Raw genomic sequence first — 26,239 nt, forward strand, 5'->3', positions numbered from 1 at the left:
CGCGAACAGGACGGAAAGACTGGCCCCCATGCCCCACCCCCAGTGAATTGGGTAAGGCAGGCTGCGCAGAATGCCTTGCGCGGCCTATGACTAAAAATAACCGCAACACCGACGCAAAACTTTGATCTTGGTCAAATTTCATCAGAAACTTTCCAGAAAAAAGCGAAGCCGCCCCGAATAATCGGGACGGCCCAAAAGCAGTCTACAGAGCGGGAAAGGTGTTATTCACCACCGCCCAATTGGTGCACATAGCTGGATACAGCCCGGATTTGTGCCTCGCTCAAACGATCCCGATAAGACCAGGATGGCATCACGCCGTACCGGCTATATGTGACCGTTTCCTTGATCGACGCGTAATCACCGCCATAGAGCCAAAGTGCATCGACAAGATTGGGAGCACCTTGCTCGCGATCTCCGGTGCCGTTCTCCATGTGACAAGCGGAACAGTTGTCTTCATAGACCACCGCGCCTGCATCAACCAAAGACGCATCAACCGGATCACCCGACAAAGACATCACATAATTCACAACCTGCTCGATCTCTTCTTTCTCAAGAAGTTCACCGAAGGCAGGCATCTCAGAGTAACGCGCATCGTCGTCCTCTTCGTTGCGAATGCCGTGTTTGACTGTGAGATAGATGTTCTCGATGTCACCGCCCCAAAGCCAGTCGTTGTCCAAAAGGTTGGGATATCCAACGCCCCCAGCGGCACCTGAGCCATGGCACTGCGCGCAGAAGGTTTTGAACACCGCAGCCCCAGCAGAAGTGGCATAGCTGTTAAGCTCTTCATCCGCCGCAATCTGGGTCAGCTCTGCAGCTTCCAGTTTGGCGTTGATCGGTGCCAGCTTCTCTTCAGCGATCTGGATTTCTTCGACCACATCCGCACGCGAAGACCACCCGACCAAGCCAGCTGTGGCGCTGCTAACGCCGGGCCAAGCTGGATAGGCGATGGTGTAGCCCACGCCCCAGATGATTGTGGCGTAGAACACCCACAACCACCAACGCGGCATTGGGTTGTCGAATTCCTCGATCCCATCCCAAGAGTGACCGGTGGTGTTCGGATCCCCCTCAAACTTTTTCGATTTGTTGGTCATGACCGCGCCTCCTTGTCCGTGGCGGGTTTATCTGCGTGACGAAACGGGATGTTGGCGTTGTCGCGATACTCTTTGCTGGCGCCGGGACGGAACACCCAAAAGATGATCCCAACGAAGAAAAGGAACAGCATCAACAACATCCAGCTGTCGGCGAACTCTCTAAGGAAAGAATAGGTTTCCATCTTTTCTCTCCTTAGCGAGACGCATCAGGCGTGAAGGCCGAGAAATCAACCAAAGTGCCCAACATCTGCAGATAAGCAATCAGAGCATCCGCTTCAGAGACACCTGGCTGACCATCAAAGTTACGTACATTCACACCCTCCTCGCCGTAGCGTTCGAGAAGACCATCATAGTCGCTGTCTGGGTCTGCCTGCGCGAGGAAGTCAGACTGCGCGTTTTCGATCATCTCTTCGGTGTAAGGCACGCCCACAACAGCATTGGCTGCCATGATATCGCCCATGTATTCGCCTTCGATCATACGGTTCTCAAGGAAGCCGTATTTCGGCATCACCGACTCTGGCACCACGGCCTGCGGGTCACGCAGGTGATCCACGTGCCAATCGTCGGAGTAACGGCCGCCCACGCGTGCCAGATCAGGACCGGTACGCTTAGAGCCCCACTGGAACGGGTGGTCGTACTTGGACTCCGCCGCCAGCGAGTAGTGACCATAACGCTCAACCTCGTCGCGCATTGGACGGATCATCTGGCTGTGGCAGACGTAGCATCCTTCACGGATGTAGATTTCACGTCCAGCCATTTCCAGCGGGGTGTAGGGGCGTACGCCCTCTACATCCTCAATGGTGTTTTCCAGCCAAAACAGTGGCGCGATTTGCACGATGCCACCAATGGTTACGACCAAGAAGCTGCAAATAAGCAAGAGGGTCGCGTTGGTCTCGAGGATCTTATGTTTGTCGAGAATTGCCATAGCTGCCGGCCCTCCTTATTCAGCCGGGACTGCGACGGACAGGCTGGCTTCTTTGGCCGGCGCTTTCCGAACAGTCATCCACAGGTTGTAGCACATGATGAGCGCACCAGCGAGGAACATGACCCCACCGAGACCGCGTACCACATACATCGGGAACTTCGCGGCCACCGTGTCGGCAAAGGAGTTCACGAGGAAACCGTTTGCGTCCACTTCGCGCCACATCAGGCCTTCCATGATGCCGGTCACCCACATGGACGCCGCATAGAGAACGATGCCGATGGTGGCGAGCCAGAAGTGCCAGCTCACGAGGCTGAGGGAGTACAGACGGTCACGTTTCCACAGTGCAGGCACCAGGTAGTAGAGCGCACCAAATGTGATCATGCCGTTCCAACCCAGCGCACCAGAGTGCACGTGACCAATGGTCCAGTCGGTGTAGTGGCTCAGCGAGTTCACAGCGCGGATCGACATCATCGGGCCTTCGAAAGTGGACATGCCGTAGAAGCCAACAGAGATCACCATCATACGGATCACCGGATCTGTACGCAGCTTGTCCCACGCGCCAGACAGCGTCATCAGGCCGTTGATCATGCCACCCCAGCTTGGCATCCAGAGGATGATGGAGAACACCATACCAAGGGTAGAAGCCCAGTCAGGCAGCGCGGTGTAGTGCAAGTGGTGAGGACCCGCCCAGATATACAGGAAGATCAGCGCCCAGAAGTGAATGATCGACAGCTTGTAGGAGAAAACCGGACGCTCAGCTTGCTTTGGAATGAAGTAGTACATCATGCCAAGGAAACCCGCGGTCAGGAAGAAGCCCACAGCGTTGTGGCCATACCACCACTGTACCATGGCGTCCTGTACACCCGCCCAGACGATCACCGACTTGGAGCCGAAGATAGAGACAGGGATGGTCAGGTTGTTGATCACGTGCAACATCGCCACGGTGACGATAAACGCAAGGAAGAACCAGTTTGCCACGTAGATGTGAGGCTCTTTGCGTTTGATGATGGTGCCCAGGTAAACCGCCAGATAGCAGACCCAAACAACAGTCAGCCACAAATCGACATACCACTCAGGTTCAGCGTATTCCTTGGACTGCGTGCCACCCAGAACGTAACCGGTCGCGGCCAGAACGATGAACAGCTGATATCCCCAGAATACAAACCATGCGAGATTGCCGCCCCAAAGGCGCGCGGCGCTGGTACGCTGCACAACGTAGAAAGACGTTGCCAGCAAGGCGTTACCACCAAAAGCGAAAATGACCGCCGAGGTGTGCAAAGGACGCAAGCGGCCAAAGTTCAGATAGCCTTGCGCCCAGTCAAAGTTCAGAACCGGGAAGGCCAATTGAAAGGCGATGAAAACGCCTGCCAAAAATCCAACCACGCCCCAGAATGCTGTTGCGATGACCCCGTAACGGATCACGTCATCCATGTATTCATCTTGCGCGATAACCGTCTTTGTGCCGGTACCGCGCAAAACCCAAATAAAAAGCCCAAAGGACACACCCGTTATGATGAGGGCGTGTACCATATAAGCCAGATCACGCGCGTAGTTGGCCGCAATCATCGCAAAAAAAGTGATGAGGCCAAGCGCGATCAGCTTGAAGTAATTTACCATTTCGCGTCCCTTCGTCTTGCTGGGCCTGAGTCTCCAAGGCCTTAGCGGATTTAGACAAACCATCTTTTGCGTGCGCAGCCCTTTGACCGCCTTGATCTGCATCAAGGAAAGTCACCGGTCGTGTGAGACTAATCCTATCAGGGTCCGCAAAACTCCTCGCGTGGGCCGTTTCTTCAAACCCCAAGAGGGTTGTTCACACAGCAGGTGCCTCACTATGGACTTCAAAACTCTCCTATGCGTCATGACCGATGCTGATGTTTCCGTTCCGTCCCTCTCTCAGGCCATGGCGCTCGCCGAAGCCCATGATGCCCATTTGGACGTTTTGGCACTTGGCGTTGACCGGTCGCAAACAGGTTATTTTTATGGCGGAGCCGACGCCCTGCTCATGCAAGAAATGCTAAAGCGCGCGCATGACGAAGCCGAAGAGATTCGCAAAAACGCCGAAGCAAAACTCAGCAACAGCGGGCTGCGTTGGGCCTGTGACATTGGTGTCGCGCAAATTGCAGATCTGGGCCGCCACGTTGCCAGCCGCGCCCGCTTCTCCGATCTGGTGATCTTGCCCAAACCTTATGGAAAAAACTGCGGGACCGAACTTGAACCTACCATTGAGGCCGCTTTGTTCGAAGGTCAGGCTCCCGTGCTGATGGTTCCAGAATCAGTGGCGCCCATGACAACCCCCAAGACAGTTTGTCTCGCCTGGAACGAAAGCGCAGAAGCACTGGTAGCCGCACGCGCCGCGCTGCCGTTCCTCAAGATGGCCGAAACCGTCCATGTGATTGTCGTGGATCCCCCCTCACACGGCCCCAACCGGTCCGACCCGGGCGGGCTGTTGTCGCAGTACTTGGCACGACACGGTGTCAATGTGCAGGTTGATGTGCTGTCCAAAACACAGCCGCGTGTTTCGGATGTTCTCTTGCGCCATGCCACCGACACAGATGCAGATCTGATGGTGATGGGGGCATATGGCCATTCCAGATTCCGCGAAGCCATTCTCGGCGGTGCCACACGCAACATGTTGGAACACGCCCCGTTGCCTGTTTTCCTAGCCCATTGATAGAGGCGCAATCGCGCATAAAAAAGGGCGCCCCAGTTGCGCCCGTTTCACGTTCTTTCACAAAGGCCGGTCAGGCCATCATGCCACCATCACAGTCGTCGCCAGCCTCATCCAACAGCCGTTGAAAATCTGGCACTGTTACGTGGCGCTTGCCTTCTAGAACAATCACGCCATCCTTTTTCAGCGCCGAAATCTGGCGACTGACGGTTTCAAGCGTAAGCCCCAAATAGTCCGCCATGGCCTCACGTGTCAGCGGCAGATCAAAAACCATTTCCTGATCCTGACCAGCAAGATTGAGCGCCGCATCCCGGCGGCCCAGAATAGACAACAGACTTGCGATCTTCTCCCGTGCCGTTTTGCGCCCAAGCACGAGCATCCATTCCCGCGCGGCATCCAGCTCATCCAATGTCATTTCAAGCAGACGTTGCGCGATGTGCGGGGTCTCCACCATCATTGTTTCAAACGGTTTGCGACGGAAACAACACATCACAACATCGGTCGTGGCCACCACATCATAGGTGGCGGCATCACGCCCTGGTCGACCAACAAAATCACTGGGCAGCAGCAAACCCACCATTTGGGTGCGCCCGTCTTCCATTGTCTGTGTCAGTGAGGCAATCCCTGAAACTATCGAACCTACAAACTCCATGCGATCGCCCGACCAAATGATCGTCTGGCCCGCTTCAAAGCTCCGGTAATACTTGATGGTTTCCAGGCGGTCGAGCTCATCCGCGTCACAACGCGCGCACACTGCTCTGTGCTGAATTGGGCAGCTCTCACAACCACCAACAAACTTTGTAAGATCAGTCATTACTTCTGCCACACCTAGAATTGATCTGGGTCAAGGATACTATACCACGATTCGAGCTATCCCCTACGCCCATGGAAACGGAAAAACAATTGGCGAAGCTAGGGTTATTTGACGCGAAAGTGCCGCGTTACACAAGTTATCCCACCGCCCCGCATTTTGAAAACAATGTAACTCCAGATACTTATAAGGAGTGGATCGAAGCCATTCCTGCGGGATCTGAAGTCTCGCTATACGTGCATGTGCCATTTTGCCGCCGCCTCTGCTGGTTCTGCGCCTGCCGCACGCAAGGCACCTCCACGCTTTCGCCGGTTGCGTCATATGTGGAAACACTAAAGCAAGAATTGTTGATTCTCAAATCTATCTTACCTGACGGCGTCAGCCTGTCACGTTTGCATTGGGGAGGCGGCACACCAACATTGCTCGCACCGGGCATGATGGAAGATCTTGCGGGCGAAATTTTTAATGTGGCGCCAATGGCAGAAAACGGTGAGTTTTCTGTGGAAATTGACCCCAATGAAATCGATCACGCCCGCCTGGAAGTCCTTGCAAAAGCTGGCATGAACCGAGCCTCCATTGGCGTGCAAGACTTTGACGATGACATCCAGCAAACCATTGGCCGTATTCAAGGCTATGACATCACCCGAGAAGCGGTGGAGATGATCCGCAGTTTCGGGGTTCAAAGCGTGAATGCCGACATTCTGTTCGGGCTGCCACATCAAACCCAAGCGCGCATCACCGAAAGCGTGCAGAAGTTGCTGTCGCTATCACCTGACCGCGTCGCGCTTTACGGTTATGCTCATGTGCCATGGATGGCCAAGCGCCAACAGATGATCCCGTCTGACGCCCTGCCCACACCGCAAGAGCGACTTGCATTGTTTGAGACGGCGCGCCAACTTTTCCTTTGGGACAATTACGACGAAATCGGCATCGATCACTTTGCCACAAAAAGTGATGGCCTCTCTGTCGCACAACGCAACGGCACGCTGCGCCGCAACTTTCAGGGTTACACCGATGACACCGCAGATGTGCTTCTGGCGGTCGGCGCATCCTCCATCGCACGCTTCCCTCAAGGGTATGCACAGAATGCGCCAGCAACTTCAGCCTATACCGCGGGCGTGCGCGAAGGCCGCTTCACCACGTCACGTGGCCACAAATTTACAGGCGATGATCTCCTGCGCGGGCGCTTGATCGAAGCACTGATGTGCGACTTCCGCATTGATGCACAAGAAATTGTCGATCAGTTCAATATCACACGCGCCAAGCTGAACGAGATGTTCTCAACTGTCATGGCACAGTTTCCCGACATGCTTGCGCTTGAAAGCAACGCGTTGGTGATTCCGCCGCACGCACGGCCATTGACGCGTATGATTGCGCGCGCATTCGATGCCTATGACATGAGCAAAGCCCAGCACAGCGCCGCGATTTAATCGCGGCGACTGCCGGTTTGTGGATCAGCCTTGTGCTGCCACCAAAAGTTCGCGGGTATAGTCGGTCTGAGGATTTTCAAAAAGTGCCTCGGCAGTGCCCTGCTCCACCACATCACCCGCGCGCATCACCATAATTTTGTGGCTCATGGCGCGCACCACATGCAGGTCGTGGCTAATGAACAGATAGGCGAGACCGTATTTTTCCTGCAGATTGCGCAACAATTCAACAATCTGAACCTGCACGGTCATGTCCAATGCAGATGTCGGCTCGTCCAGCACCACCAGCTTGGGACGCAGGATCATCGCACGCGCAATCGCGATCCGCTGGCGCTGCCCCCCCGAAAACTCATGCGGGTAACGGTCCATGGTCTCTGGGTTTAGCCCGACTTCTTCCATGACCTCGGCGACAAGCGTACGCGTGTCGCGCCCATCGGGATTGCCATGCACGCCCAACCCTTCAGCAATGATCTGTTCACAGGTCATCCGGGGGCTCAGACTGCCAAACGGATCCTGAAACACAATCTGCATGTCCTTACGCAGCGCGCGCAGCTGGCGTGTGTTCCACTTGCGCACATCCTGACCGACAAAGCCGATTTTGCCTTCGCTCGAGATCAGGCGCATCATCGCCAGCGCCAAGGTGGTCTTGCCAGAACCACTTTCCCCCACGATGCCAAGCGTCTCCCCCGCGCGCACTGTCAGGCTTGCGTCATTCACCGCTTTCACATGCCCGACCGTGCGTTTCAGTAAGCCCTGCTGAATCGGGAACCAAACGCGCAGGTTTTGTGCGTCACTCACCACTTCGGCGCTCTCAGGCACCGGTGCAGGCCGTCCACTGGCCTGCGCGCTCAACAAGAGCTGCGTATAGGGATGCTGCGGGTTTTCAAAAATCTCTGCAACCGACCCTGCCTCGACGATCTCTCCGTCTTTCATCACGCAAACTTTGTCTGCAATCCGCCGAACCACCGCCAGATCATGGGTGATGAACAAAAGCCCCATGCCCTCGGATGTCTTGAGCTCCGCCAACAACTCCAAAATCTGCGCCTGAATGGTCACATCGAGCGCCGTGGTCGGCTCATCCGCAATCAGAATGTCCGGCTTGTTCGCGAGCGCCATGGCGATCATCACCCGCTGCCGCTGCCCGCCAGAAAGCTCGTGCGGATAGGCGGTCAGGCGCTGCTCCGCATCACGCAACCCAACCTTGTTAAGCAAGTCCAGAATGCGCCCGCGTGCCTCATCGCCAACCACGCCCTGATGCAGGGCCAAACTTTCTCCCAACTGCTTTTCAAGCGTGTGCAGCGGGTTCAGGCTCGTCATGGGCTCCTGAAAGATGAAACTGATATCATTGCCGCGCACCTGCCGCAGCAAATCGTCTGGCGCGCCGACCATCTCTTTACCGTCATAGTGAACAGAACCCTGCACCTCGGCACTGCCCGGCAAAAGCGATACAGTGGACAAAGCGGTCACCGATTTGCCAGAGCCTGACTCCCCCACCAGCGCAACAGTTTCTCCGCGATCCACGCTGAAAGACACACCTTTGACAGCCTGATGCAGTTGCCCGTCTTGGCGAAACCCCACACGCAGATCTTTGACGTCCAGAATGCTCATGAAAAGGTCTTTCTCGGATCAAACGCATCGCGCACGCCTTCAAAGATGAAGACCAAAAGCGAGAGCATAATGGCAAAAGTGAAGAAAGCGGTGAAGCCGAGCCACGGCGCCTGCAGGTTCTGCTTTGCCTGCAATGTCAACTCGCCCAGACTTGGTGCAGAGGATGGCAAGCCAAAGCCAAGGAAATCCAAACCCGCTAGCGTGCTGATCGTACCGGTCACAATAAACGGCAGCATGGTCACCGTCGCGACCATCGCGTTGGGCAGCATATGGCGGAACATGATCACCCGGTTGCTCACGCCCAGCGCTTTGGCCGCGCGCACATATTCAAGGTTGCGCGCCCGCAAAAACTCGGCGCGCACAACGCCCACCAATGCTGTCCAACTGAACAACACCGTCAGCAACACTAACAGCCAGAAACTGCGCCCCACAATCGCAAACATGATGATGATGATATAAAGGCTGGGCGTCGCGCCCCAAATCTCGATCACCCGCTGGAAGATCAGATCGAGCCAACCGCCGAAATACCCCTGCACGGCGCCTGCAAAAACGCCAATCAGGCTCGCTGCCGCCGTCACAACCAATGTAAAGAATATCGACAGTCGGAACCCATACAGGACACGCGCCAGAACATCGCGTTTGCGGTCATCTGTGCCCAGCCAGTTCTGCCCATCCGGTGGCAGTGGCGCCGCACCAGATCGATCCACTGGCGTGTCATAGCTGTAAGGAATGAGCGGCCACAGCGCCCAGCCTTTTTCCAGGCCATCGGCACTGTAGGTACCGGCATCCAGCTCTTCGATAATGTCTTCGGGCACATCAAAACAGTCTTCAACACCACCCGTAGCGATCAAACACGACACCACGGGATCTTTGTAGTCCGCCTCGGTTTTGAAATCCCCGCCAAAGGTGGTCTCAGGATAGAACTTGAACACGGGCGTAAAATACTCACCGCGATAGTTCACAAGGATCGGCTTGTCGTTGGCAATCAGCTCCGCAAAGAGCGACACACCAAAGGCCACGCAGAAAATGATCAGCGACCAGAAAGCACGGCGATTGCGTTTGAAGTTGTTCCAACGACGCTGGTTCAGGGGGGACAGAGCCATCAGCCTTCCCTCTTCTCAAAGTCGATGCGTGGATCGACCAGCACATACATCAAATCCGACAGGATCCCGACCACCAGACCGATCAGGCCAAACACAAACAAGGTGCCAAAGATCACCGGATAATCCCGCGCCACCGCGGCCTCAAACCCAAGCCGGCCCAGCCCATCCAGTGAGAAGATGGTTTCAATTAGAACCGAGCCGCCAAAGAACACGCCAATAAACACAGCCGGGAACCCTGCAATCACAATCAGCATGGCGTTGCGGAACACATGGCCATAAAGCACGCGCCCCTCGCTCAACCCCTTGGCCCGCGCGGTCATCACATAGTGTTTCTTGATCTCATCCAAAAAGCTGTTTTTGGTCAGCAATGTGAGTGTTGCAAACGCTGAAATCGTGGAGGCAACCACAGGCAGCGTGATGTGCCACATATAGTCCAGGATTTTGCCCATCATCGTGAGGTCTTGGAAATTGTCCGAGGTCAGTCCACGCAACGGGAAGATCTTCCAGTAGGAGCCGCCGGCAAACAAAACCAGCAACATGATTGCAAACAGAAATCCCGGGATCGCATAAGCCACAATGATCGCGCCTGAGGTCCAAGTATCAAACGGTGACCCATCTTTTACAGCTTTTCGTATGCCAAGCGGGATAGACACCAGATAGGCTATCAACGTCGACCAAAGCCCCAACGTGATCGACACCGGCATTTTCTCAAGCACCAGATCAATCACCGTAATTTTACGGAAGTAACTCTCACCAAAATCAAGGGTCAGGTAGTTGCCCATCATATTGAGAAACCGCTCCAGCGGTGGCTTATCAAAGCCGAACTCTTTCTCAAGCTCCTCGATGAACTCCTTCGGCAAGCCGCGCGCGCCCAGATATTCGCTGTCAGAGCCGAAAGTTTCCTCCCCTCCGACGTCTTCGTTGCCTCCCGCAAAGCCGGAGAACACATCCCCCTCGCCCTGCATGCGGGCGATCACCTGTTCAACCGGTCCCCCGGGAACAAATTGCACAAGCGTGAAATTGATGATCATGATCCCAAGTAACGTCGGGATGATGAGCAGCAGTCTGCGGAGAATATAGGCGCCCAAAGCTTACTTCCTCAGCGCGCCCGAGGCGATCAGAGCCTCGTGCTTTTCTTTGTTGTACCACCAAAAATCAAGCACCCCAACAGCGTAAGGCGGCAGCTCTTCGGGATGTTCAAACATGTCAAAATACGACACCCAAGTCTCTGGCACATAACCCGCGTGCGCAATCACGCGCTCATACCGCAAGGCACGATCCAATGCCGTTAGCGCAACAACCTCATCTTCACGCGACGTTGTCTCTAGAGCCGCACCGATGAGAGCGTCCACCACCGGACTGCGCAGTGCTGAAGGGTTGTAAGAAGAGACCTCGGCGGTTTCAGACCCAAACAGCTGCTTCAAGCCAATGCCCGCAGCAGAGAACGTCAGAATGCGCGTATAAATCAGGTCGTAGTCTTTATCGAGGAACCGCTGCTGTCCCTGTGCGCTGTCCACCTTATCCGCTTTGACTTTGACGCCCCAGTTGGCCAGCGTCTTTACATAGGCTTCAATCGTCGCAAGGCGGGTCTCATCCCAACTCGACAGCACCAGAAAATCAAGCGACATCTGCGCACCGTTGGCATCAACCATCTGACCGTTGTCATTGACGGTCCAACCGGCTTTTTCAAACAGTTTTAAGGCTGCACGTTTGTTGCGTCGGTCGATGGGGTTAGAGGCTTTAGACGTGTGCGGCATCACCACACTTTCCGTCAGCATCTCCGCCGGCACCACATCCCCCAAGGATTTCAGAAGAGCAAGCTCCGCGCCCTCTGGCGCACCTTTGGCTTCCCATTCCTGCCCTTCAGCAAAGGAATTGCGTTGCGTGGTCAGGTCATATTGCAGAGATTCCCGCGTCCATTCGTAGTTGAATGCCAGTGACAGTGCATGCCGCACATCGCGGTTGTCCAGCGGCGCACGCAATGTGTTGAAAATCACACCGCTGTTGTTGGGCGCGGTGCCACTTGGCAAAGCCACTTTTTTGACCGTGCCGTCTTGAATGCCCGGGAAATCATACCCGGTCGCCCAGCGTTTGGTCGACCCTTCGGTGCGGAAGGTGTATTCGCCTGCCTTAAAGGCCTCAAACTCAGCGGTCGCATCCGCAAAATACTCAATCCGCACACGATCGAAGTTGAAACGACCGATGTTCGCCGGGTGATCCCATCCCCAATAGTTCGGGTTCTTTTCATAGACCACGTAGCGGTTAAACTCATACTCGCCGACCTGATAAGGCCCAGATGCCATCGGAGACAGTACCGAAGGTTCATCCAGCCGCTCACCTGTTTCCTGATACCAGGCTTGTGAAAAGATTGGCGTGCCGCCAACCTGACTGATCAGAGAACGGCGAGAAATACCATCCGCAAAAGTGTATTTGATGGTGTGGTCATCAATCACCTCAACGCCACTGATACGCTCCTTCACTGAACGCGCATAGGAGCGAATGCCTTGTTCCAGAAAAAGATTGTGCGTAAAAGCCGCATCCTGCGCTCTGAGCGGGGATCCATCCCGAAAAACCACATCATCGCGCATGTGAAACACGCACCAGGTTTTGCTTTTAGGATACTCAACTTCTTTCGCGATCAGGCAATAGCTATCCGTAATAGAATCCGCCGGGGCGCCGCCGCCCCATGGCATTTCTGCAAACATCGCCTCAGCGACCACGCCGGATGCGGTTTCCGGGTTCCCACGCCATGCAAAGCGGTTGAACCCATCAAAAGTCCCGCGCGAACTGAGCGTGATCTGCCCACCTTTGGGGGCGTTTGGGTTCACGTAGTCAAAATGTGGGTAGTCCGCAGGATACTTGAGATCCCCAAAGAACGAATAGCCATGCGATCGGATGACTTCATCGTCACTGGCAAAAGCCATTCCGCTTCCGAGTCCTGCCCCAATCGACAGCGCACTCCCTCCCATAAGGCGTAGCGCACCTCGGCGATCAAACATGGGTCCAGCGATTCTGATGGTCTTTTCGGTCATTTGGCCTCTCCTGCACCCACATGTTCACTGTGATTACGTGTTAGTTAAGCTAAAGGTTTCAGCCGACCAACTTCAAGTTCTCAATCTCTCAATATGGCGTGAATATTTCGCAGCAACGCAATCTAGCTGATCGCACCCCTTAAAAACGCGCCGCACAAAAAATACTCCAGAAACAAAGCCATAGGCCCGAGCTTGACACATCAAAGCACGCCTGCGACGCAGAACGCTAGGGATTCAGAGAATTTCACGGAAGATCAAGGTGAGAGGCTGGACAACGACCCAAGCGGGGCTCGTTACGGCTGCTTCCTTCCGGATCTGACCGGGTTGGCGAGGCGCTTACCCGCGCCAACCTCTCACGCAGGGATATAGGCTGGCTTCGCAGCAGATGCAAGCACCTGCGGCGCGCAATACCAGAGCACTCTGCCTTTCGATTGCAGCTACCGCACGATCATGTCACTCATCATCCACAAGAGGGAGCCAGGCATGAGACACGCAGAAACCGTTACATTTGGAGGCTCAAGCCTCAACCGCGCGGCAGAGTTGCGCGGCTCAAAGGCAAAAGAGCTGGCAAAGAACGAAACCAGCTGCACAATGATTTTGTGGCGCGGCAAGGTTCTGCTCTCCGGTCAAAACACAGATCAGCTTGTGCAAGTCCCCATGGACCATCCAATCCTTGATGAGGCTCATAGTCCCCCTGTTCCCCCCGTTTTTCTGGGCCTGTCAGAAGACGGCACTGCACTGTTTGCACACGATATTTCTGCATGGGAGCCCGAAGCGCAGGATCTGACGACGCTCAACCAGTTCTTTGATCCTTCGGTGCAACATCACCCGATTTTGGCAAAGGATCATCTATTTGTAGAACTGCGTGCCGCAATGGCCCGTCTCTCACCACGGGACGCAGAGCTTTCTGCCACCGCCCGCGCCATCTATGGCTGGCATAAATCGCATAGATTCTGCGCCGCCTGCGGCTCAGAAAGTCGCATGACAATGTCAGGCTGGCAGCGTGATTGCCCCACATGTAACACGTCACATTTCCCCAGAACCGACCCGGTGGTGATCATGCTCATCACCCATGGAAACAATGTGCTAATGGGGCGCTCTCCAGGCTGGCCGGAAGGCATGTACTCGCTTCTGGCGGGGTTTGTAGAACCCGGCGAAACACTGGAAGCCGCTGTGCGGCGCGAAGTGGTAGAAGAGGCCGGCATCAGAGTTGGCGCGGTGTCTTACCTTGCCAGCCAGCCCTGGCCGTTCCCCTCATCATTGATGTTTGGATGCAAAGGCACCGCACTAAGTGAGGACATCACCGTCGACCCCAACGAACTCGAAGATGCACTGTGGGTCAGTCGAGAGGAAATGCTGGATGTTTTTGCTGGAACACATCCAGTCATCAAGCCGGCTCGAAAAGGCGCAATTGCTCATTTTCTTTTGAGAAATTGGCTTGCAGATAGTCTGGATTGACGCAAAAATCGCAGACAGAGAACAGACTAATCCCATTCCCCACATCACATTCCCCAAAGAGGCCCAATGGAACTGACCGGAAGAGAAGACATCGACGTGCCAATAGAGCAGGCCTTTATCATGCTAAGCGACGTCGAGGTCTATGAACGGTCTGCATTGCGGCGCGGCGCAGAAGTCACGAGGCTGGACAGCCTCCCTCAAGCGGGTGTTGGGGCAATTTGGGAAATTGCGTTTCTGTTGCGTGGCAAACCCCGCACCGTCAATCTCGAAATGACCCGCCTTGATGCACCCAATGAGATCGCAATGCGTGCAAAAATCCAAGGTCTTGAGACAGATATAAAATTTGAATTGGTCGCGCTTTCGCGCACGAAGACCCGCGTTCAGTTCTGGAGCGGCATGAAAGCAAAAACGCTGTCATCGAGGCTTCTGTTACAGTCTCTCAAACTCGCCCGAAACAACATCAACAAACGCATCCGGTCGCGGCTGTCTGGCATGCGTGCGGATCTTGAGGAACGCTACCGCCAAAGCACATAAGCGTTGGCCTTACTTAAGACACGAAAGGCGCCTTTCGGCGCCTTTGCTTTGTCAAAACCTTTCGCGGGCCTAAGACACACGATCGCGATCTGCCGGGTAGACACCGATGATCGAAACGTTGGTCGTAAAATAGCGCAGCTCATCCATTGCCAGAATAACCGCCGGATCTTCCGGATGCCCCTCGATATCGGCATAAAACTGGGTCGCGGTGAAGCTGCCACCAACCATGTAGCTTTCGAGCTTGGTCATGTTGATTCCGTTGGTCGCAAACCCACCCATCGCCTTGTAAAGCGCCGCAGGAATGTTGCGCACTTCAAAGACAAAGGTGGTCATCATCTTGCGCTTTTCACGACGGGCATAATCAGGTTCGCGCGCCATGATCAGAAAGCGTGTGGTGTTGTGGCCGTGGTCTTCCACGTCTGTGGCCAGCACATTCAAACCATAAATTTCTGCCGCAAGTTCAGACGCCAACACCCCTTCGTTGGCGCGTTTGTGTGTCACCAGATCCTGCGCAGCGCCTGCACTATCCGCCGCAGAAATCGCTTTGATTCCATGTGCTTTCAGAAATTCAGCAGATTGCGGCAAAAGCACCATATGCGCACGCACGGTATCAATCTCGTCCAGCGCGACACCCGGCAGCCCCATCAAGCTGATCCGCACGCGCACAAAAGCCTCATCGACAATATGCAAGCCGCTCTCAGGCAGCAGTCGATGAATATCGGCAACGCGGCCATAGGTGGTGTTCTCAATTGGCAGCATCGCAAGGTCCGCCGCGCCCGATTTTACCGCCTCGATGACATCTTCAAACGAACGACAGGGCATCGCCTCCATATCCGGACGCGCGTTCTGGCAAGCTTCGTGCGAGTATGCGCCGAGCTCGCCCTGAAATGCGATGCGATTGGTAATCTTGGTCATCCCTGCTCCCTTGCCCCACGATTTGAGCGCCATTTTGCGCAGATAGGGGCGTTTGGTCGCGGTAAGTACACCTTGCGTTATCATAGGGGAAGCGCTTAGAAATTCGGAAAACGCCACGAAATGGAAACGTAGCATGTTTGACACGATGACGATCACCAAAGTTGTTGGCGCTCTCTGCGGCGCCCTGCTGATATTCATGCTGGGCGGCTGGGCCGCTGAAGCGCTTTACCACACCGGCCCCAAAGGGCACGGCGGGGACCATGCAAAGCAAGCCTATGTGATTGAAGTTGAAGGTGCGGATAGCGGCGCGGCCGAAGCTGAAGAAGGCCCAACCTTTGCAGAACTGCTCGCAAGTGCGGACGTCGACAAAGGCGCAAAAGTCTTCAGCAAGTGTAAGGCATGCCACAAACTCGACGATGGCGCCAATGGCACTGGTCCTCACCTGTTTGGCGTTGTGAACCGCACCGTCGATTCGGTTGACGGCTTCAGCTACTCAGGTGCGCTTGAGCAAGTTGCAGACGTTTGGTCTCCAGAAAATCTGGACGGGTTCCTCACCAACCCCAAAAGCTACGCGCCCGGTACGAAAATGGCCTTCTCTGGCCTGAAGAAACCGAAGGATCGCGCAAACCTGATCGCGTATCTGGAGACAATCGGCCAGTAACGCTGATACCACAGTCGTAAATCAAAAGACCGCAGCCCCGCTGCGGTCTTTTTGTTTACCCGCCTCAAACTTTCTTTATCAGTTCACCTGTTGCCCACGACATCTGCGCATCTGTTTCCACCGCGCAACGACGGATCGCGCGCAATCGCGCCAATGCGCCCTCTGGCGCTTCTCCCTGGGCCACCATCAACTTCAGCACAATCATCCCCGACCGCCCGCATCCGCCGCGGCAATGCACCAACACGCGCTCGCCTGCTTTCAAAGCCTGCAAGAGTTGTGTCTCTATCACGGCCCAAAGCTCAGTTTGCGCTGCGTTGGGTATATCGAAATCAGCGATTGGAACATGTATCCAATGAATGCCCAACCGTGTCAGCCCGTCGCCCAAAGACTGCATACCCAACGCGATCATTTCGCTTTCTTCCGTTAGGCTCACCACATGCTGAGCACCCCAGTTTGAAATCGCCTCCAGAGCCTCTGCAAGCGGCCCTACCGCGCCAGGAGCGGGAGACAGCGCCAATTGCCCATCAGAAACCGCGCATGGGTAGATCTTAAATTCTTGCGTCATTCTCCCCTCCAAAGTTCACACGCGCGGCTCCTGTCATTTGCAGAGCGCGTCCGCGGCAACTATGCCCACTATATCCGGTGGACGCGACAGGCCCTGCCGCTTAACCTGCGTCAGACCACCGCCACTGACCACCCGAATCTTTTGGCTCGAATACTTCGAGCCGCAACCTCACAGGACGACCATGACCGACACTCCCGACACCGGCTATCAGGTTCTCGCGCGCAAATATCGCCCCGAAACCTTCGCGGATCTTGTCGGGCAGGACGCCATGGTGCGCACGCTCAAAAACGCCTTTGAAGCAGACCGAATCGCGCAAGCCTTTGTCATGACAGGGATTCGCGGGACGGGTAAAACCACCACAGCGCGAATCATCGCCAAGGGCATGAACTGCATCGGTCCAGATGGCGAAGGCGGCCCAACGACGGAGCCCTGTGGGGCCTGCGAGCACTGTAAAGCGATCATGGAAGGCCGCCACGTCGACGTGATGGAGATGGACGCCGCCTCTAGGACCGGCGTGAACGACATTCGCGAAATCATCGACTCGGTGCATTACCGCGCGGCTTCCGCCCGCTACAAAATCTACATCATCGACGAGGTGCACATGCTCTCCACCAGCGCGTTCAACGCGCTGCTCAAAACGCTGGAGGAGCCCCCCGCCCACGTCAAATTCATCTTCGCCACCACCGAGATTCGCAAAGTACCGGTGACCGTACTGTCCCGCTGCCAGCGGTTTGATTTGCGCCGGATCGAACCAGAAGACATGATTGGCATGCTCACCCGCATCGCCACATCAGAAGGGGCGGAAATCGCCGAAGATGCGCTCGCACTGATCACACGTGCCGCAGAAGGCTCGGCCCGTGACGCCACTTCCCTGCTCGATCAGGCCATTTCTCATGGGGCTGGCGAAACCACTGCAGATCAGGTCCGCGCCATGTTGGGTCTTGCCGATCGCGGCCGCGTCCTCGATCTGTTTGATATGATCCTGCGCGGCGATGCTGGAAATGCACTCAACGAGCTGTCGGCGCAATATGCCGATGGGGCCGACCCGATGGCCATTCTGCGCGATCTCGCGGAGATCACCCACTGGGTCTCTGTCGTGAAGATCACGCCAGAAGCTGCCGAAGACCCCACCGTCAGCCCCGATGAGCGCGCCCGTGGCCTGACCATGGCCAACGAGCTGCCCATGCGCGTGCTCACACGCATGTGGCAGATGTTGCTCAAAGCGCTGGAGGAAGTGGCCGCAGCCCCCAACGCCATGATGGCGGCGGAAATGGCCATCATCCGCTTGACCCACGTGGCCGACTTGCCCAGCCCCGAAGAGCTGCTGCGCAAGCTGCAAGACACGCCCCCACCTCCCGGCCCTCCCGGTGGTGGCAATAGCATGAGACAACCCGCTGGCGGCCATACGATGGCGCAGGGCGCCCCCATGGGCCACACACCGCAGGGTGGCGGCGTCTCAGCACGTGCTGGAGCAGGTCAAGTCGTTGCACTGGCCAGCCAAGATGTGGCCACTCTGGCCAAATATCCGACCTTTGAACATGTGATCGAGCTGATCCGCCAGCAGCGTGACGTGAAGCTGCTGGTCGAGGTTGAGGGCGGCGTGCGGCTGGCCAACTATTCGCCGGGCCGGATTGAATTTGAGCCCGCGCCGAAAGCACCCAACGATCTCGCGCAGCGTCTCGGCAGCCGCCTGCAACGCTGGACCGGCAGCCGCTGGGCGGTCACGCTGGTAAATACTGGTGGTGCGCCAACGGTTGCCGAAATCCGCGATGCCGCCGCCAATCAGATGCGCGCAGAGGCTGAAGCCCATCCGCTTGTCATGGCCGTGATGGACGCGTTCCCAAAGGCGAAAATCACAGACATCAAGTCCCGTCGAGACCTCGCCAATGAAGCGCTTGCCGAGGCGCTCCCTGAGGTCGAAGATGAATGGGATCCGTTTGAGGAGTGAGCCGCGTCTTGGAAACGATCCAGTGAATCGTTTCAGCGGCGAACGGTCGTAGATCCACAGTCCTGGAAATGATCCGGGGGATCATTTCAGGTGCGAACGAGCGTCACGAAACACAACAAGCGTCAGTCACGCGACTTCGACACGGCTCCCCCTTGTTCCACAGTCTTTCCGCCCGTATCTAAGCTGCAAAGGAATCCTCTAGGAGACGACCAATGCTCAAAGGTCTAGGCAATCTCGGCGATATGGCCGGCATGATGAAAAAAGCCCAGCAAATGCAAACCAAGATGGCAGATATGCAGGAAGAGCTGCACAACATCATGGTTGTCGGCGAAAGCGGTGCTGGCCTTGTGAAAGCCACTGCCTCTGCCAAAGGCGAGCTGAAAGCGCTCAATATTGACCCCTCCATCTTCAACGGCGATGACAAAGAAGTGGTCGAAGATCTGATCCTCGCCGCCATCAAAGACGCACAGTCCAAAGCCGCTGAACGCGCACAAGACGAGCTGGGCAAAATCACCTCTGAACTCGGCCTGCCTGCCGACATGAAACTGCCATTCTAACCGTTCAGAAACCCTTCTGTGCACCGGGCATTTTCTTGCTATAAAAGGCAAAATCGCCGCCAGAAAAGGCCCGGACATGAGCAGTCCCGAAATTGATACGCTGATCGAAATGATGGCCAAGCTGCCCGGGCTTGGCCCCCGTTCCGCCCGGCGCGCAGTCCTGCATCTGATCCGCAAACGCACCCTGCAGCTCACGCCGCTGGCCGACGCCATGCAAGCCGTCGCTGTGAGCGCGCGCGAGTGTCTCAACTGCGGCAACGTCGGCACCACTGATATCTGTGAAATCTGCACGTCTGAAAAACGCGCCACGGGTGTGCTCTGTGTGGTGGAAGACGTGTCCGATCTCTGGGCCATGGAGCGCACAAACGTCTTTGACGGGCGCTATCACGTGCTTGGCGGCACGCTCTCAGCACTCGAAGGGGTTGGCCCAGAAGATCTGTCCATCCCCCGCCTGATGGATCGTGTGATCAGCGAGGGCATCACCGAAGTGATTCTGGCACTCAACGCCACTGTGGATGGTCAAACCACTGCACACTATATCGCCGACCAATTGGAAGAGCAGGTCACGCTCACCTCGCTGGCGCAAGGCGTCCCCGTGGGCGGTGAACTCGACTACCTGGACGAGGGTACCATTAGCGCAGCTCTGAACGCACGCAAACCGCTTTAAACTCGTGTTCGGGCGCAGCCCTACAACGCCGGCATCTGCAACACACCGTGAAACAAAAAAGGCCGCGCAAATACTGCACGGCCCTTTCTATCTGTGTCTTGCCAGACTTATCGTGGCTGTTCTTCGTCGTCGCCACCTGGCAGATTGAAGAAGCTATCCGCATCTGCAAAATCATCATCGCTGCGGGTATCTGTGTCGTCATCATCATCCGCCAGCGAGAAGGTCTCCAGACCCTCAATCGCCGATGGGATCTTCGGCTCCGCTTCCATCTCAAGCGATTGCTCAGTGGATACCAGCTTGCGACGCTCATCATCAGACATGATGCCGCCTTCTGCCGCTTTCTTCGCCGCCGCTTTGTTCACGGCAGTGTCGAGCTCGGACTGCTTACACAGGCCAAGCGCCACAGGGTCAATCGGCTGAATGTTGGCAATGTTCCAGTGGGTGCGCTCGCGGATCGCCTGAATAGTCGGCTTGGTGGTACCCACCAGTTTACCGATCTGACCGTCAGACAGCTCCGGGTGGAATTTCACCAGCCAAAGAATGGAGGCCGGGCGATCCTGACGCTTGGACAACGGCGTGTAGCGTGGCCCACGGCGTTTCTCTTCACCAGAAGCCGCTGCGTTGAATTTCAGCTTCAGCTTATGCAGCGGGTTGTTTTCCGCAGCATTGATCTCTTCCTGAACCAGCTGGTTGTTGGCAACCGGGTCAAACCCTTTCACGCCTGCCGCAACATCGCCATCCGCGATGCCCTGAATTTCCAACTCATGCATGCCCACAAAATCAGCAATCTGTTTGAAGCTGATCGTGGTGTTGTCCACCAGCCAAACGGCGGTGGCCTTTGGGTGCAGCAGCTTGGCCATGTCTTAACTCCTTACGCTCTCTGACCCCAACCTGGATACATTTCACCTGACGCCTGACTTTTGTCAGACGGCACCGATGGTCTGGTGCGGGTTTCCGTTGTCGGGGAACTTACGCCCGATATAGTGCGGTTGTGGAAAAAAGGAAAGAGTGAATGCGTGCATTGATTGCGGCGGCCTGTCTGGCCCTAACCGCTTTGCCCCTCTGGGCCGAAGGCGAAAAAGCCGGAGAGTTCGACTATTACGTGCTGGCCCTCAGCTGGTCCCCAAATTGGTGCGCCATGGAAGGGGACGCCAAAGGCAGCCCGCAATGTGACACATCAGAAGATCACGGCTGGATCATGCATGGCCTCTGGCCACAGTTCCATCGCGGCTGGCCCTCCTACTGCAGCTCAGCAGAGCGCAACCCGCCCCGTCATCTCACCAATGCCATGGCCGACATCATGGGCACCTCAGGGCTCGCCTGGTATCAATGGAAGAAACACGGCACATGCTCTGGCCTGACTGGCGAAGACTACTACGCCACCGCACGGCAGGCTTATGACAGCATCGCCCGGCCACAGGTCTTTCGTAAACTCGAAGAAACCGTCACTCTGCCCGCCGCCGTGGTCGAAGCGGCATTCCTGAAGGCAAACCCCGAATTAGAGGCGGATATGGTGACAATCACCTGCCGCGGCGAGTTCATTCAGGAAGCCAGAATCTGCCTCAGCAAGGGGCTCGAACCCGTGCCTTGTGGGCGTGATGTGATCAAAGACTGTACGCAAACCAGCGCGCGTTTTGATCCCGTCCGCTAACCTTAGCCGATGCGCAGGCTGCCTTTGCGGACGTCTGCGCAAGTCTTACGTGCAAATTCCGCACTGCTGACATCAGCCTCGATGGATTTGACCACACCCGCACGGCTGCGCATGTAAAATGGCACACTCCCCAAGATGTGGCCCGCAGCGTTTGGCAGGCTCATATCCCCACAATAGGCCCTATCCCCATTGCTCAGCGCATAAACCTCAAAGCGTGGAAATCGAACGGCACCCGGTGCGGCGGTCTGTTCCGCCAATTGGTTCTTCGCCCAAAACACCTCATCAGGTGCCGCGGTTGTCTGGCTTGTGGCAACCCGTGTTGTGTCTGAACAGCCTATGATGACCAAACAAATGGCGGCTGCGAAGGGGAAGCGTACTGTAATCATGCGGGATCCGATCCAAAAGAAATCAGTGTTCCTGCAGCATCCATCACAGCATTGCGGCGCCAGCATGGCGAAACGAGAAAACCCGGTCACAAGGACCGGGTTTTCTAACTCAGTGCACACTCTGCTTAGTGCAGCTTCGCATCCACTTCAGCGATGCCTGCATCAATCAGCTTGTTGGCAGACGCAGCTGTCATCTGCCCCGCGATCACGTCGCGGGCAGCGCCCACGGCGACAACCACTGCTTGGTCACGCACTTCTTTCACAGCAGCCGCTTCGGCAGAAGCAATCTGATCTTCCGCAGCGGCCAGACGGCGCGCGATGGAGTTTTCAAGATCCACTTTGGCCTGATCAGCAGCAGCCTGTGCTTCGGATTTGGCCTGCTCGACGATGCGGGCCGCTTGCTCCTGCACTTCTTTCTGCTTGCGTTCATAAGACGCCAGAACGGTCTGGGCTTCCTCACGCAAGGCGCGGGCCTCGTCCAGTTCCGATTTGATGTCCTCTGCACGCTTGTCCAGCATACCGCCCAACAGGGAAGGTACTTTGAAGTAGAACAGAACCGCGATGAACAGGATGAAGCCGAGCGTCACGATGAAGTCGGTGTTCTTCAGGGAGAAGAACGGGCCGCTTGCTGCGAGCGCAGGTGTTGCGCTCAACGCCATAAGGGCAGCAAATGTGGTCAGTTTCCGCATTGTCTTACCCTTTCATCTGCGCATCAACGGCCTTGGCCACTTCCGCGTCATCTGCCGCACCGCCAAGGGCTGTCACCAGCTCAGAGGTGGTCGCGTTGGCAACGTCCTTGATGCTCTCAAGCGCACCGGCGCGGATCTCGGCAATCGCCTTCTCCGACTCAGCGGCTTTCGCTGCAATCTCTGCGTCCGCCTTTTCGGTGGCCGCGTTCAGGTCAGCCTGGATTTCCGCTTTCGCCTCGGCAACGATACGCTGCGCTTCAGCTTTTGCGTCGGCAAGGGCTTTGTTGTAAGCCTCTTCCGCTTCCACGGCCTTCGCCTTCAGCTCTTCAGCTGCGGCGATGTCATTTGTAATGGTCCCCTGGCGCTCAGCCAGAACCGCAGCAATGCGCGGCAGCGCGATGCGCGACAGGACGAAATAGATCACAACAAGTGTGACCAGAAGCCAGAAAATCTGGTTGCCCCAGTTCGAGAAATCGAGCTGCGGCATGCCCGGTGCAGAGGCGGCCTCTGCTGCGTGGCCTGCGGCGTCAGTCGTTTTGGTCGCCATGTCGTCCTCCTGGGAACTTCCGTTGGGTTACGGGCGGGGCGCAAGCAAGTGCGCCCGCACCCGCACGTAAGGATGGTTCCGTAGGCTTAGACGGCGAACATCAGCAGCAGAGCAACCAGGAACGAGAAGATGCCCAGTGCTTCTGCGAATGCGATGCCGATGAAAAGAGTTGCAGTCTGGGAAGCAGCTGCGGATGGGTTGCGCAGAGCGCCGGCCAGGAAGTTGCCTGCGACGTTACCAACACCGATTGCGGCTGCGCCGGAACCGATTGCTGCGAGACCTGCGCCGATGTGTGCGAGTTGACCTTCCATGGGGGTATCTCCTTACGATTGGAAGTTTGAATTCAGGGTTGTTTGGTTTGAGCCTGTGTCGGATGCGCCGTCAGGGCGCACCGCAATCCTTAGTGTGACGGATGCAGCGCATCTTTCAGATACACACAGGTCAGAATGGTGAAGACGTAAGCCTGGATGAAGGCCACCAGGACCTCAAGACCGTACATCGCGGTGATCGCAACCACGGAAACCGGGCTGACAACAGCGATCGCGGCAAAGCCTGCGAACACTTTGATCACGGCGTGGCCCGCCATCACGTTACCAGCAAGACGAATGCTGTGGCTGACGGGGCGCACGAAATAGGAAATCACTTCGATGATGGCGAGGATCGGGCGCAGCGGCAGCGGCGCGCTGGAGACCCAGAACAGACCAAGGAAGCCTGCGCCGTTCTTCACAAAGCCCACCACAGTCACGGTGACAAACACCAGCAGCGCCAGAACAACGGTCACAGCGAAGTGGGAGGTGGTGGTGAAGGACATCGGGATCAGGCCGAGGAAGTTGGCCATCACGATGAACAGGAACAGCGTCATGATATATGGGAAGAATTTCACGGCGTCTTTGCCCGCAACATCCTCAACCATCTTGTAGATAAAACCGTAAGCCAGCTCACCGATGGACTGACCACGGCTCGGCACGATTGCGCGGCGACGTGTGCCAACCACCATCAGAGCCACAACAGCGACAACCGCCAGCGCCATCCAGAGGGTTGCGTTGGTGATGGTGAAAAGGCCGATGTGATCGCCACCAAACAAAGGTTTGATGATGAACTGGTCCATCGGGTGGAATACCAGACCGCCTTCTTCCGCGCCGTGTGCTTCGCTTGCCACGTTCAATCCCTCTCGTCTCTCTCGGCAGCCTTAGCTGCCTTATCTAGCTTTGCGGCCTCAGCCGCTTGTTTCTCTTCGATCTCTTTGGCGCTGCGCAGCATCACATTGATGCCAGCGGCCAGACCGAACAATGTAAACAGCACCATGAAGATCGGGAGTGTCCCAAACAGGCTGTCCAGCCCATATCCGATGCCAAAGCCGATCCCAAGACCGGCCACCATTTCAATCACCATGCGCCAGGCCTGATTGGCCGCCGAATAGTGCTCATCAGCGCGGGGTTTTGGGTCCTGGGCCGACTTGGCCGCTGCGATCCGTTCCTCAAGACGCTGCATTTGGTCTTTGTGGTCGGTCTCGCGCACGCGCAATTTACCCCTTGCTAACGATGCGGCATTGCTACGGTGGCGGGGCCCATGAGTCAACAGAATTGGCACAGCCAGTGACATCGGCGCAAACCTCTGTTTTCAAATATTATTTTTTAGTGAGCCACACGCATTGGCAGCCAACATCCGATGCAGTCCACGTGCATTTGCGCCAAATCCTATATTCAACCTTTTGGTTGATTTTGGCTTTTGGCCTGCTCAGCCCTGAGCCCTGCGGAACGGTTCGGTCTCCTTGAGCAGCCACTCCTGAAAAGCGCGCACGGCCGCGCGCCGTATACCACGGCTGCCATGGACGAGAAAAAACGCGCCGTCTCGCAACCCGCGATCATTGCACTTCACCAGCAGACCTCGCGCCACATCAGCAGACGTCACCTCCTCAGAGCACAGAAGAACCCCCAACCCATTGAGCGTCGCCTCGTAGGCCATAGTCTTTTGCAGACGCCAATCTTTGTCCGGAACACCAACCGGCGCCACATCGACTGCTTCAAACCAAGCCCGCCACAGATCATCTCGCCGATCCCTGAAACGCCTCACCGTCAACAAATCCTCGGGCCCTTTAAAGGCGCGCGCCACCTCAGGGGTTGCAAAAGGATAGACCATGGCGTCCGACAACAGATCACAGGGCACGCTCAACGCACCAGAATGCGCAAATCGCACTGCGAGATCCGCCTCATAGCGCTCCACATCCGCTAAGTGGTCAGAAGTCTCCAACCGAAGATCGATTTCAGGATACGCCGCATAGAACCGCGCCAGCCGGGGCACAATAAAGCGCTCAGCAAAGAACGCCTCACAATTCACCACCACTTTTCCAACCGGGGCGTCCGTCAAATCCTCGGTTGCCTCGGCAATCAGATCCAGTGCCAGAACCATCCTCTCCAAATAGCTCTTCCCTTCAGGGGTCAGAGCCACACCACGCGGCAGATCGCGAAACAGCTTCACTCCAAGACGCGCCTCCAAGCCGCGCACGTGACGGCTCACGGCGGAATGCGCCACATTCAACTCGTCTGCGGCCTTGCTAAAGCTTTCGTGCCGCCCAGCCGCTTCAAAAGCGCGCAAGGCATTTAACGGAGGTAAGTTTCTCGACATGACGGCACTTGTGCCTTTTCGGCACATAATATGTCAAGAAACGCCAATTGTACCGCGCATACGTCTCTGAAACAGTCACAACATAGCATTTTTCAGGAGTATTCTGATGTCTTACTCAAAAACCGCGCTTCGGCGCGCATGGTTCTCCTTTGCCCTCGCCTCCCCGACGACTTTGGCGCGCGCGCTGCGAAAAATAAGGGAGCGCCTGAAATACCTTAACCACCCAAAACCGCCGCTGTCTGACCATCTCGCACGCGACATTGGCCTCTCCCCGACGGAACTCGAGCTGGTCAAACTGCACCTGCCGTCGCAGCATACACACCACCCTTATGGCTAAGCCTCTTTCCCAAACGGCGCTGCACCGCTACATA

At 56.3% G+C, this 26,239-nt stretch carries 29 protein-coding genes and 1 other RNA gene; 10 read left to right on the plus strand and 20 right to left on the minus strand.

The genetic code is table 11. The features are described 5' to 3' along the window. Nucleotides 1-221 precede the first annotated feature (221 nt). From ccoP to ccoN, 4 genes are read right to left on the minus strand one after another with little or no spacing between them, the layout of a single operon-like run. Nucleotides 222-1,091, minus strand: coding sequence for a cytochrome-c oxidase, cbb3-type subunit III (gene ccoP / locus PJL69_RS10645; RefSeq protein ID WP_271309630.1), 870 nt, complete (start codon nt 1,089-1,091; stop codon nt 222-224). Continuing rightward, nucleotides 1,088-1,273 carry a cbb3-type cytochrome c oxidase subunit 3 gene (locus PJL69_RS10650; RefSeq protein WP_209098944.1) on the minus strand — a complete coding sequence of 62 codons (186 nt, stop codon included), beginning with the start codon at nt 1,271-1,273 and terminating at the stop codon, nt 1,088-1,090. Before PJL69_RS10650 ends, ccoP begins: the two co-directional genes overlap by 4 nt. Nucleotides 1,274-1,284: 11 nt before the next feature. Beyond that, nucleotides 1,285-2,016 (minus strand): cytochrome-c oxidase, cbb3-type subunit II, encoded by a 732-nt coding sequence (ccoO, locus tag PJL69_RS10655; RefSeq protein WP_271309631.1) that lies wholly within the window; start codon nt 2,014-2,016, stop codon nt 1,285-1,287. A 15-nt stretch (nt 2,017-2,031) separates the two neighbouring features. Next, a complete protein-coding gene (gene ccoN / locus PJL69_RS10660; protein ID WP_209098947.1) occupies nt 2,032-3,633 on the minus strand; it encodes a cytochrome-c oxidase, cbb3-type subunit I in 1,602 nt (533 codons plus the stop codon). A gap of 214 nt (nt 3,634-3,847) precedes the next feature. Here ccoN and PJL69_RS10665 point away from each other — a divergent pair, with 214 nt between their 5' ends. Next, nucleotides 3,848-4,687, plus strand: a complete 840-nt coding sequence (locus tag PJL69_RS10665; protein WP_271309632.1) for a universal stress protein — start codon at nt 3,848-3,850, stop codon at nt 4,685-4,687. 70 nt (nt 4,688-4,757) lie between these two features. Here PJL69_RS10665 and fnrL read toward each other — a convergent pair whose 3' ends face one another. After that, the gene (gene fnrL, locus PJL69_RS10670; RefSeq protein WP_271309633.1) at nt 4,758-5,498 is read right to left on the minus strand and encodes a transcriptional regulator FnrL; all 741 of its coding nucleotides are present in this window, start codon (nt 5,496-5,498) and stop codon (nt 4,758-4,760) included. A 71-nt stretch (nt 5,499-5,569) separates the two neighbouring features. On the opposite strand from fnrL, the gene hemN reads away from it, so the two are divergent. Then, nucleotides 5,570-6,925, plus strand: a complete 1,356-nt coding sequence (gene hemN / locus PJL69_RS10675; RefSeq protein ID WP_271309634.1) for an oxygen-independent coproporphyrinogen III oxidase — start codon at nt 5,570-5,572, stop codon at nt 6,923-6,925. Nucleotides 6,926-6,949: 24 nt separating this feature from the next. Here the strand turns inward: hemN and PJL69_RS10680 are convergent, their stop codons facing one another. The 5 genes from PJL69_RS10680 to ffs all read right to left on the minus strand — a co-directional run bounded on the left by PJL69_RS10680 (nt 6,950) and on the right by ffs (nt 13,021). Further along, the gene (locus PJL69_RS10680) at nt 6,950-8,530 is read right to left on the minus strand and encodes an ABC transporter ATP-binding protein (RefSeq protein WP_271309635.1); all 1,581 of its coding nucleotides are present in this window, start codon (nt 8,528-8,530) and stop codon (nt 6,950-6,952) included. After that, the gene (locus PJL69_RS10685) at nt 8,527-9,633 is read right to left on the minus strand and encodes an ABC transporter permease (RefSeq protein ID WP_271309636.1); all 1,107 of its coding nucleotides are present in this window, start codon (nt 9,631-9,633) and stop codon (nt 8,527-8,529) included. The genes PJL69_RS10680 and PJL69_RS10685 overlap by 4 nt, the downstream gene beginning before the upstream one ends. Continuing rightward, nucleotides 9,633-10,721 (minus strand): microcin C ABC transporter permease YejB, encoded by a 1,089-nt coding sequence (locus tag PJL69_RS10690; protein ID WP_209098953.1) that lies wholly within the window; start codon nt 10,719-10,721, stop codon nt 9,633-9,635. The genes PJL69_RS10685 and PJL69_RS10690 overlap by 1 nt, the downstream gene beginning before the upstream one ends. Before the next feature lie 3 nt (nt 10,722-10,724). Then, entirely contained in the window at nt 10,725-12,665 is a 1,941-nt protein-coding gene (locus tag PJL69_RS10695; protein ID WP_271309637.1) for an extracellular solute-binding protein, read from the minus strand. Between the two features lie 257 nt (nt 12,666-12,922). Further along, nucleotides 12,923-13,021, minus strand: an RNA gene (ffs, locus tag PJL69_RS10700) — signal recognition particle sRNA small type. Between the two features lie 127 nt (nt 13,022-13,148). Here ffs and nudC point away from each other — a divergent pair. After that, on the plus strand, nt 13,149-14,123 hold the full coding sequence (nudC, locus tag PJL69_RS10705) for an NAD(+) diphosphatase (protein ID WP_271309638.1): 975 nt from the start codon (nt 13,149-13,151) through the stop codon (nt 14,121-14,123). Nucleotides 14,124-14,189: 66 nt separating this feature from the next. Beyond that, complete coding sequence (locus tag PJL69_RS10710; RefSeq protein WP_271309639.1) at nt 14,190-14,657, plus strand: SRPBCC family protein; 468 nt, start codon at nt 14,190-14,192, stop codon at nt 14,655-14,657. A gap of 69 nt (nt 14,658-14,726) precedes the next feature. Here the strand turns inward: PJL69_RS10710 and PJL69_RS10715 are convergent, their stop codons facing one another. Then, on the minus strand, nt 14,727-15,563 hold the full coding sequence (locus PJL69_RS10715; RefSeq protein ID WP_441347479.1) for a prephenate dehydratase: 837 nt from the start codon (nt 15,561-15,563) through the stop codon (nt 14,727-14,729). A 142-nt stretch (nt 15,564-15,705) separates the two neighbouring features. On the opposite strand from PJL69_RS10715, the gene PJL69_RS10720 reads away from it, so the two are divergent. Next, nucleotides 15,706-16,233 (plus strand): c-type cytochrome, encoded by a 528-nt coding sequence (locus PJL69_RS10720; RefSeq protein WP_271309641.1) that lies wholly within the window; start codon nt 15,706-15,708, stop codon nt 16,231-16,233. 64 nt (nt 16,234-16,297) lie between these two features. Here PJL69_RS10720 and PJL69_RS10725 read toward each other — a convergent pair whose 3' ends face one another. Beyond that, nucleotides 16,298-16,798, minus strand: coding sequence for a protein-tyrosine phosphatase family protein (locus tag PJL69_RS10725; RefSeq protein ID WP_271309642.1), 501 nt, complete (start codon nt 16,796-16,798; stop codon nt 16,298-16,300). A gap of 181 nt (nt 16,799-16,979) precedes the next feature. Here PJL69_RS10725 and PJL69_RS10730 point away from each other — a divergent pair, with 181 nt between their 5' ends. The 3 genes from PJL69_RS10730 (at nt 16,980) to recR (ending at nt 19,970) form a co-directional block, all read left to right on the plus strand. After that, nucleotides 16,980-18,746 (plus strand): DNA polymerase III subunit gamma/tau, encoded by a 1,767-nt coding sequence (locus PJL69_RS10730; protein WP_441347475.1) that lies wholly within the window; start codon nt 16,980-16,982, stop codon nt 18,744-18,746. Between the two features lie 212 nt (nt 18,747-18,958). Then, nucleotides 18,959-19,303 carry a YbaB/EbfC family nucleoid-associated protein gene (locus PJL69_RS10735; protein ID WP_271309644.1) on the plus strand — a complete coding sequence of 115 codons (345 nt, stop codon included), beginning with the start codon at nt 18,959-18,961 and terminating at the stop codon, nt 19,301-19,303. Between the two features lie 76 nt (nt 19,304-19,379). Further along, nucleotides 19,380-19,970 carry a recombination mediator RecR gene (gene recR, locus PJL69_RS10740; protein ID WP_209098969.1) on the plus strand — a complete coding sequence of 197 codons (591 nt, stop codon included), beginning with the start codon at nt 19,380-19,382 and terminating at the stop codon, nt 19,968-19,970. Nucleotides 19,971-20,077: 107 nt separating this feature from the next. Here recR and PJL69_RS10745 read toward each other — a convergent pair whose 3' ends face one another. Beyond that, nucleotides 20,078-20,830 (minus strand): DUF1013 domain-containing protein, encoded by a 753-nt coding sequence (locus tag PJL69_RS10745; RefSeq protein WP_271309645.1) that lies wholly within the window; start codon nt 20,828-20,830, stop codon nt 20,078-20,080. Nucleotides 20,831-20,982: 152 nt separating this feature from the next. On the opposite strand from PJL69_RS10745, the gene PJL69_RS10750 reads away from it, so the two are divergent. Further along, nucleotides 20,983-21,621, plus strand: coding sequence for a ribonuclease T2 (locus tag PJL69_RS10750; protein ID WP_271309646.1), 639 nt, complete (start codon nt 20,983-20,985; stop codon nt 21,619-21,621). Nucleotides 21,622-21,623: 2 nt separating this feature from the next. Here PJL69_RS10750 and PJL69_RS10755 read toward each other — a convergent pair whose 3' ends face one another. The 7 genes from PJL69_RS10755 to PJL69_RS10785 all read right to left on the minus strand — a co-directional run bounded on the left by PJL69_RS10755 (nt 21,624) and on the right by PJL69_RS10785 (nt 25,868). After that, complete coding sequence (locus PJL69_RS10755) at nt 21,624-22,007, minus strand: hypothetical protein (protein ID WP_271309647.1); 384 nt, start codon at nt 22,005-22,007, stop codon at nt 21,624-21,626. Between the two features lie 125 nt (nt 22,008-22,132). After that, entirely contained in the window at nt 22,133-22,696 is a 564-nt protein-coding gene (locus PJL69_RS10760) for a F0F1 ATP synthase subunit B (RefSeq protein WP_271309648.1), read from the minus strand. A gap of 4 nt (nt 22,697-22,700) precedes the next feature. Further along, on the minus strand, nt 22,701-23,243 hold the full coding sequence (locus PJL69_RS10765) for a F0F1 ATP synthase subunit B' (RefSeq protein ID WP_209098979.1): 543 nt from the start codon (nt 23,241-23,243) through the stop codon (nt 22,701-22,703). A gap of 86 nt (nt 23,244-23,329) precedes the next feature. Then, on the minus strand, nt 23,330-23,554 hold the full coding sequence (locus tag PJL69_RS10770) for a F0F1 ATP synthase subunit C (protein ID WP_090027589.1): 225 nt from the start codon (nt 23,552-23,554) through the stop codon (nt 23,330-23,332). 89 nt (nt 23,555-23,643) lie between these two features. Further along, nucleotides 23,644-24,402 carry a F0F1 ATP synthase subunit A gene (locus PJL69_RS10775; RefSeq protein WP_209064159.1) on the minus strand — a complete coding sequence of 253 codons (759 nt, stop codon included), beginning with the start codon at nt 24,400-24,402 and terminating at the stop codon, nt 23,644-23,646. Between the two features lie 2 nt (nt 24,403-24,404). After that, nucleotides 24,405-24,761 carry an AtpZ/AtpI family protein gene (locus PJL69_RS10780; protein WP_271309649.1) on the minus strand — a complete coding sequence of 119 codons (357 nt, stop codon included), beginning with the start codon at nt 24,759-24,761 and terminating at the stop codon, nt 24,405-24,407. Nucleotides 24,762-24,980: 219 nt separating this feature from the next. After that, entirely contained in the window at nt 24,981-25,868 is an 888-nt protein-coding gene (locus PJL69_RS10785) for a LysR family transcriptional regulator (protein ID WP_271309650.1), read from the minus strand. Between the two features lie 106 nt (nt 25,869-25,974). Between PJL69_RS10785 and PJL69_RS10790 the strand changes: the two genes are divergently transcribed. After that, a complete protein-coding gene (locus PJL69_RS10790) occupies nt 25,975-26,205 on the plus strand; it encodes a hypothetical protein (protein ID WP_271309651.1) in 231 nt (76 codons plus the stop codon). The last annotated feature ends 34 nt before the right edge of the window (nt 26,206-26,239 follow it).

The organism is Shimia sp. MMG029, assembly GCF_027947445.1.
Classification (GTDB): domain Bacteria; phylum Pseudomonadota; class Alphaproteobacteria; order Rhodobacterales; family Rhodobacteraceae; genus Shimia.